Origin of the sequence: Agromyces bracchium, from assembly GCF_009709675.1 — a bacterium.
Lineage (GTDB): Bacteria > Actinomycetota > Actinomycetes > Actinomycetales > Microbacteriaceae > Agromyces > Agromyces bracchium.
Map to the genome: position 1 here is coordinate 85,406 of NZ_WMLB01000034.1, position 7,823 is coordinate 93,228.

7 protein-coding genes are annotated in these 7,823 nt (G+C 68.2%); 3 read left to right on the top strand and 4 right to left on the bottom strand.

Features of this window, described 5'->3' with window-relative positions; genetic code table 11:
* The first annotated feature begins 142 nt into the window (after positions 1-142).
* Together GJ743_RS15605 and GJ743_RS15610 are read left to right on the top strand one after the other, a co-directional pair.
* Positions 143-1,432, top strand: a complete 1,290-nt coding sequence (locus GJ743_RS15605; RefSeq protein ID WP_155052824.1) for an ABC transporter substrate-binding protein — start codon at positions 143-145, stop codon at positions 1,430-1,432.
* Positions 1,433-1,702: 270 nt separating this feature from the next.
* Positions 1,703-2,038: a hypothetical protein gene (locus GJ743_RS15610; RefSeq protein WP_155052825.1), complete on the top strand. Its 336-nt coding sequence runs from the start codon at positions 1,703-1,705 to the stop codon at positions 2,036-2,038.
* On the opposite strand, the gene GJ743_RS15615 is transcribed toward GJ743_RS15610, so the two are convergent.
* Genes GJ743_RS15615 through GJ743_RS15630 form a run of 4 tightly spaced genes read right to left on the bottom strand, consistent with a single transcriptional unit; the run spans position 2,011 to position 5,894 of the window.
* A complete protein-coding gene (locus tag GJ743_RS15615; RefSeq protein WP_230386840.1) occupies positions 2,011-2,727 on the bottom strand; it encodes an ABC transporter ATP-binding protein in 717 nt (238 codons plus the stop codon). The two genes, GJ743_RS15610 and GJ743_RS15615, sit on opposite strands and share 28 nt — an antisense overlap.
* 55 nt (positions 2,728-2,782) lie before the next feature.
* Entirely contained in the window at positions 2,783-3,697 is a 915-nt protein-coding gene (locus GJ743_RS15620) for an ABC transporter ATP-binding protein (RefSeq protein ID WP_155052827.1), read from the bottom strand.
* Entirely contained in the window at positions 3,687-4,667 is a 981-nt protein-coding gene (locus tag GJ743_RS15625) for a branched-chain amino acid ABC transporter permease (protein WP_328289263.1), read from the bottom strand. Before GJ743_RS15625 ends, GJ743_RS15620 begins: the two co-directional genes overlap by 11 nt.
* Positions 4,668-4,679: 12 nt before the next feature.
* Entirely contained in the window at positions 4,680-5,894 is a 1,215-nt protein-coding gene (locus tag GJ743_RS15630; RefSeq protein WP_155052829.1) for a branched-chain amino acid ABC transporter permease, read from the bottom strand.
* A 351-nt stretch (positions 5,895-6,245) separates the two neighbouring features.
* Here GJ743_RS15630 and guaB point away from each other — a divergent pair, with 351 nt between their 5' ends.
* Complete coding sequence (guaB, locus tag GJ743_RS15635) at positions 6,246-7,748, top strand: IMP dehydrogenase (protein ID WP_155052830.1); 1,503 nt, start codon at positions 6,246-6,248, stop codon at positions 7,746-7,748.
* Positions 7,749-7,823: the final 75 nt, after the last annotated feature.

The following is a 7,823-nucleotide window of genomic DNA, read 5'->3' on the forward strand; positions in this document are numbered from 1 at the left end:
TGACGTCGAGATAACGATTCCGTGTGCGTTACCGGGTTGTGATCGAGGCAATCTTGTTTCCCATCTGGGCGGGCAATACGGTCGATACATCGGCGTCGACAGACGCTGTTTGTGTACCGATCCTTCAGTCCCAAGGAGCATCATGAGCGTATTCGCGAGGGCCACCGGCTCGCGCTCGGCTCGCGCGGCTTGGACGGGCATCGCCATTGCTGGCGTTTCCGCCCTCCTCCTCACCGCGTGCAGCACGGGCGGCACCACCCCGGAAGAGTCCGAGGAGCCGGCCGACACCGGCGACGCCCTGCCCATCGAGGCGGGTGAGCGCGACCTCACCCTGAAGGTCGGCACGATCCTGCCGCAGTCCGGCACTCTCGCCTTCCTCGGACCGCCCGAGGAGGCAGGTGTCGCGCTCGCCGCAGAGGAGATCAACGAGGCCGACGCCGGCATCCAGGTCGAGGTCGTCTACCGCGACTCCGGCGACACCACGACCGACATCGCGACCGTCTCGGTGACCGACCTCCTCTCGCAGGACGTCTCGGCCATCATCGGTGCGGCCTCGTCGGGCGTGTCGTTCACGGTCATCGACCAGATCACGTCGGCCGGTGTGGTCCACTTCTCGCCGGCCAACACGTCGCCCGACTTCACGGACTACGACGACAACGGCCTCTACTTCCGCACCGCGCCGTCCGACCTCCTCCAGGGCGAGGTCCTCGGCAACCTGATCGCGGAGGACGGCGCCTCGACGCTCGGCCTCCTGGTCCTCAACGACCCGTACGGCACCGGTCTCGCCGGCGCCACCAAGGAGGCCTTCGAGGCCGCCGGCGGCGAGGTCGTGGCCGAGGAGCTCTTCAACACGGGTGACTCGAACTTCGACGCGCAGCTCTCGGCGATCAACGCCGCGAACCCCGACGCCGTCGCGGTCATCACGTTCGACGAGGCCAAGGTCGTCGTGCCGGCCCTCGTCGGCGCGGGCTACCCGGGCGACCAGCTGTACTTCGTCGACGGCAACCTCGCCGACTACAGCGCGGACTTCGCCCCCGGCCTGGTCACCGGTGCGAAGGGCACGCTGCCCGGCCCGGAGCTCGAGGCGGACTTCGAAGACCGACTGCTCGGCGTCGACCCCGACCTCGACAGCTTCAGCTACGGCCCGGAGTCGTACGACGCCCTCATGCTGATCGCGCTCGCGGCCTACGCCGCGAACAGCACGGCCGGCGAGGACATCGGCGCCTACCTCCAGCAGGTGTCCGGCGGTTCCGGTGACGGCGAGGTCGTGACCACGTTCGCCGACGCTGCGGCGCTGCTCGCCGAGGGCTCGCAGGTCGACTTCGACGGTGCGTCGGGTCCGATCACCCTCGACGAGAACGGTGACCCGACCGAGGCCACCATCGGCATCTACGAGTACGCCGACGACAACACCTACACGCGCATCGGCTGATCCTGATCCGCTGACGCAGCGAAGGGCCCCGGCTTCGGCCGGGGCCCTTTCGCATGCCCGGCAAGACGAGGAGCGCGGGCCGACGCTGCGGTGCATAGCTGGCCTCCGGAATCGCGAGCGCTCTGACCCGCTCACTCCCGTGATGCCTCTCGGAGTCTGCACTGAGACGCGGGAGCTCCCGCGAACAGGTGCGGTCCACCGGGATCGTGCGCGCCCACTCCCGCGGCGTCGCGGTTCGCGAGCCCCGCCCTGCATCGACCATCGAGCCGGGTGAGTGGGCTCCGCGCCGACGGATCCGTCGTCGGCGACGAGCACCTGGTCGACGCCTCATCGACGACGCCGCCGGACACCGAGACGCCGCCGGCGTCCGCCGGCGCGACGTGGGCGTGCACCGCCGCCGCCACCATCGGAAGCCCGTCGTCGACGACCGTCGCCGCGCTCGGTCCGGACCTCGGGTGCTCGGTCACGGGTCGGCCTGCCGTGGCGGGTGGTGAACCCGGAGCGCGGTGGGAGACCGGCACGACTAAGGGGGCGGATGCCGTGGCATCCGCCCCCTTCGGGCGCGTGGAGCGGTGGAGCTACTCCTGGCCGAGCGTGCCCAGGTAGAGGCCGATGACCTTCGGGTCGTTCAGGAGTTCGCGGCCCGGTCCCTCGTACGCGTCGCGGCCCTGGTCGAGGACGTAGCCGCGGTCGCAGATCTGGAGGCAGCGACGGGCGTTCTGCTCGACCATGATGGTCGTCACGCCCGCGCGGTTGATCTCCTTGACCCTGAGGAAGGCCTCGTCCTGTCGGACGGGCGAGAGGCCGGCGCTCGGCTCGTCGAGCAGCAGCACGTGCGGCCCCATCATGAGCGCACGCGACATCGCCACCATCTGGCGCTCTCCACCGGAGAGCGAGCCGGCGCGCTGCGCGAGGCGCTTGCCCAGTTCGGGGAAGATGTCGACGACGAACTCGAGGCGATGCTTGAGATCCTTGGGCTTCTGGAAGATGCCCATCTCGAGGTTCTCCTGGATCGTGAGCGACGGGAAGACGTTGTTCGTCTGCGGGACGAAGCCGACTCCCTTCGACACGAGCTTGTTCGCCTTGAGGTTCGTGATCTCCTCGCCCTGGAGGAAGATCCCGCCTTCACGGACCTTGACCAAGCCGAAGATCGACTTCAGCAGCGTCGACTTGCCGGCGCCGTTCGGACCGATGATGCCGATCAGCTCGCCATCGCGGGCCGTCAGCGAGCACCCGTTGAGGATGTTCACGCCGGGGAGGTACCCCGCCGTGACGTCCCGGACCTCGACGACCATGTCGCGCGTGTCCACCGTCGCCGCGCCGGCCGCCGTCTCGGCGCCGGCCGTGGGTTCACTGTTCGTCATCGATGAGCTCCTTCATGGCGGTCACGTGCTCGTCGTCGCTGTCGCCGAGGTCGGTGTCGTGGTGGGCGCCGAGGTAGGCGTCGATCACGGCCGGATCCTGCATGACCTCGTGCGGGTCGCCCTCGGCGACGATCTTGCCCTCGGCCATCACGATCACCCAGTCGGCGATGTGGCGGACCATGTGCATGTCGTGCTCGACGAACAGCACTGTCATGCCCTGCGACTTGAGGTCGAGGATGTGGTCGAGCAACGACTGCGTGAGCGCGGGGTTCACGCCGGCCATCGGCTCGTCGAGCATCACCAGTGTCGGGTCGCTCATGAGGGCGCGGGCCATCTCGAGCAGCTTGCGCTGTCCGCCCGAGAGGCTTGCGGCGTAGTCCTCCTGCTTCGCGTCGAGCTTGAAGCGGGTGAGGATCTCCTTGGCCTTCTCCTCGATCTCCTCCTCCTGCTTGCGCCAGAGGAACGGGAGGACCGATCGGAAGAGGTTCTCCCCGGTCTGCTGCTTCGCGCCGAGCTTCATGTTGTCGAGCACGGTGAGCAGGCCGAGCGCCTTCGTGAGCTGGAACGTCCGGATGAGACCCATCCGGGCGACCCGGTACGCCGGGACGTGCGCCAGCGAGCGGCCGTCGAACTCCCACTTGCCCTCGTCCGGCTTGTCGAAGCCGGTGAGCAGGTTGAAGAACGTGGTCTTGCCGGCACCGTTCGGGCCGATGAGCGCCGTGATGGCGCCCCGGGGGATCTCGACGTGTGCGACGTCGACGGCGGTGAGGCCGCCGAACGTGCGCTTGACGCCGTCGGCGATGATGATCGGATCGACCTTCTTGACGCCGGGCGCCGGGTCGCCGATGTGGAGGCCGGTCGTCTTGACCGGCTTCGAGGCGGGAGCGACGTTATCGGACAAAGGCCAACTCCTTCTTGTTTCCGAAGATGCCCTGTGGCCTGAACACCACGAGGAGCATGATGCCGACGCCGACGAGGATGAACGTCAGCTGACCGGCCTGCACCGGCGACATGAACGGGAACCAGCCCGCCTCGACCGCTCGGGACACGAAGCCCGAGAAGAACGAGAGCAGCACCCAGAAGATCATCGCGCCCACGATCGGGCCGAGGATCGTCGCGGCGCCGCCGAGCAGCAGGATCGCGTAGATGAAGAACGTGAGCGACGTCTGGTAGTTCGCCGGAACGACCGCGCGGGGCAGGATGAAGATCATGCCCGCGAGGGTGCCGAAGACGCCGCCCAGGATCAGGCTCTGCATCTTGTACGAGTACACGTTCTTGCCGAGGGCGCGCACGGCGTCCTCGTCCTCGCGGATGCCCTTGATGACGCGGCCCCACGGGCTGCGCATCAGGAGCCACGTGAAGATCGCGGCGAGGATGACGACGGTCCATCCGAGGATGCGGATCCACCAGTCGTAGGCGTTGTAGGTGAAGGGTCCGAAGCCGTACGTGCCGTCCGGGATCGGGTTCAGCGCGGCGATGCCGCCCTTGTACCCCTGGAGGCCGCTCGCCGAGCCGGTCACCTCGTCGAACGTGTTCGTCGTGAAGATCAGCCGCAGGATCTCCGCGGCGGCGATCGTCACGATGGCCAGGTAGTCGGCCCGCAGGCGCAGCGTCGGGATGCCCAGGATCAGGGCGAACACGATCGATGCGGCGATGCCGACCAGCACCGATGCCCACACCGGGAAGCCGAAGCTGAGCGTCGAGATCGCGAACCCGTAGGCACCGAGGGCCATGAAGCCCGCCTGGCCGAAGTTCAGCAGGCCGGTGTACCCGAAGTGGATCGCGAGGCCGAGCGCCGCGAGGGCGTATGCCGCCGTGGTCGGGCTGATCAGCTGCTGCGCCGCGTTGCCCAGGATTGCAAGAAAGTCGATCATGGTCGTTCCTTACCCGATTCTCTCTCGCCGACCCAGGATGCCCTGAGGTCGGAACAGCAGCACGAGGATCAGCACCAGCAGCGCGCCGACGTACTTCATGTCGCTCGGCAGCCAGAGCGTGGAGACCTCGATGAAGAGACCCACGATGAGCGAACCGACGAGCGCGCCGAAGGCCGTGCCGAGACCGCCGAGGGTGACCGCGGCGAAGACCAGCAGCAGGATCTGGAAGCCCATGTCCCAGCTGACGCCCGGACGGAAGTAGGCCCACAGGATGCCGGCGAGGCCCGCGAGGGCGCCGCCCAGGATCCACACGATGCGGATGACGCGGTCGACGTCGATGCCGCTGGCCGCGGCGAGCGGGGCGTTGTCGGAGACGGCGCGCGTCGCCTTGCCGATCCTCGTCCGGAGGAGGAAGAAGGCCACCGCGAGGAGCACGACGACCGAGGTCGCCATGCTCACCACGTCGATCCACGACAGCAGGATCGGCCCGAGGCGGATCTCGCTGGGGATCGTCGCACCGGGGAGCTGCCTCGTCCCTCCGCCGTAGAAGAACTGGAACGTGTAGCGCAGCGCGAGCGACAGGCCGATGCTGACGATCATCAGCGGGATCAGGGCCACGCCGCGCTTCCGCAGCGGCTTCCACAGTCCGGCGTCGAGGGCCCAGCCCAGGCCGCCGGAGAGCGCGATCGCGATGATGATGGCCAGCCACACGGGGAACGCCAGCGTGGTGCTGAAGGTCAGCATCATCAACGCACCGAACGTGATCATCTCGGCGTGGGCGAAGTTCGAGAGTCCGGTCGTGCCGAAGATCAGTGACAGGCCGATGGCGGCGAGCGCCAGGAGCAGGCCGAAGTTCAGGCCGTTCACGACGCGGATGAGCACCTGGGCGCCGTAGTCCGTCGTGACGCGCTGGCCCTCGCCGAGGAAGAAGTTCACGGCCTTCCGGTTCGTGAGCCCGAACTCGGCCTCGATCGTGGACTGGCCGTCCTCGACGATCACGCCCTCTGGCAGGGTGTCCTCGTCGAGGGTGAGCTCGTAGGCCTCCTTCTCGGGGACGCCGAGGGTCCACTGGCCGTTCTCATCGGTCTCGGTCTCGGCTTCGAAGCCGCCGCCCGAGACGGAGATGGACACCCCCTCGAGCGGCTCGTCGTTGTACTTCACGTTCCCGCTGAAGAAGTACTCGAACTCCTCGGCCTGGCCGTCCGTACCCCCTTCGTCCGCCATCGCAGGGGACGCTGCGATGCCGGACAGAGTGAGTGCGGACAGTAGGAGTCCGAGGAGGATGAGCCACCTCCCACGAGAATGTGGGCGGACTGCTTGCGTGGATTCCACTGCACCTCCAAAGGTCCCGGTATGGGGGTCGACCGGGTTCGCCTTTCCTGCGACGACGTCGTCACAGTACGTGCCGATTATGTCCCAGGTGTTTCGCAGCCGGGCACAAACGGCCCTCGATTGTTATCCGGGGAATGGCCGCGGCGCAAACTCGCTTAAACTCTTCTGTACCGCGACGATGCGCCCGTGCCCGCGACCCGCGGTGCGCGGGCCGTCGAGCACGACTCGAGACGAAGGGGCGACATGGATCAGGCCGATCCGTTCGGATTCACTGGATTGACGTACGACGACGTCCTGCTGCTGCCGGGGCACACCGACGTGATCCCGAGCGAGGCCGACACGAGCTCGCGCCTGACGCGGCGCATCACGGTCGCGACCCCGCTCCTCTCCGCCGCGATGGACACGGTCACCGAGGCCCGAATGGCGATCGCCATGGCCCGCCAGGGCGGCATCGGGATCCTGCACCGCAACCTCTCGATCGCCGAGCAGGCCGAGATGGTCGACCGCGTGAAGCGCAGCGAGTCCGGCATGGTCTCCAACCCGGTGACGACGACGCCGGATGCCACGGTGGCCGAGGTCGACCAGCTGTGCGCGACGTACCGCGTCTCGGGCCTGCCCGTGGTCGACCCCGACGGCGTGCTGGTCGGCATCATCACGAACCGCGACATGCGCTTCGTCTCCGACTTCGAGAAGCCGACCACGAGCGTCGCCGACGTCATGACGAAGGCGCCGCTCATCACGGGGCGCGTCGGCATGGACCCCGACGAGGCCGTCGCGATCTTCGCGCAGCACAAGGTCGAGAAGCTCCCCCTGGTCGACGACCGGGGGCGCCTCACCGGCCTGATCACCGTGAAGGACTTCGACAAGTCCGAGCAGTACCCGAATGCGACGAAGGACGCCGAGGGCCGCCTGCGCGTGGGCGCGGCGATGGGCTTCTTCGGCGACGCCTGGGAGCGCGCGGAGGCCCTCCGCGACGCGGGCGTCGACGTGCTCGTGGTCGACACCGCGAACGGCGAGTCGGCGGGCGTGCTCGACATCATCCGTCGGCTGAAGTCCGACCCGACCTTCGCCCACATCGACGTGATCGGCGGCAACGTCGCCACGTACGAGGGTGCGAAGGCGCTCGTCGACGCGGGCGCCGACGCCGTCAAGGTCGGCGTCGGTCCGGGCTCGATCTGCACCACCCGCGTCGTCGCGGGGGTCGGCGTTCCGCAGATCACCGCGGTGTACGAGGCCTCGAAGGCGACGAAGCCGGCGGGCGTGCCGCTCATCGCGGACGGCGGCCTGCAGTACTCGGGCGACATCGCCAAGGCGCTCGTCGCGGGCGCCGACACGGTCATGCTCGGCTCGCTCCTCGCGGGCACCGCCGAGAGCCCGGGCGACCTCGTCTTCCAGAACGGCAAGCAGTACAAGACGTACCGCGGCATGGGCTCGCTCGGCGCCCTGCAGACGCGCGGCAAGAAGACGTCGTACTCGAAGGACCGCTACTTCCAGGCGGATGTCCCGAGCGACGACAAGCTGATCCCCGAGGGCATCGAGGGCCAGGTGCCGTACCGCGGCCCGGTGTCGGCGGTCGCCTACCAGCTCGTCGGCGGTCTCCGCCAGTCGATGTTCTACGTCGGTGCACGCACCGTCGCCGAGCTCAAGACCAAGGGGCGCTTCGTGCGCATCACGCCGGCCGGCCTCAAGGAGTCGCACCCGCACGACGTGCAGTTCGTCGTCGAGGCGCCGAACTATACGAGGTAGGTCTCGATACGCTCCGGCCTGCGGCCGGTGCTACTCGACCAACGGTGCAGTCGGTCCGGCCTGCGGCCGGTGCTA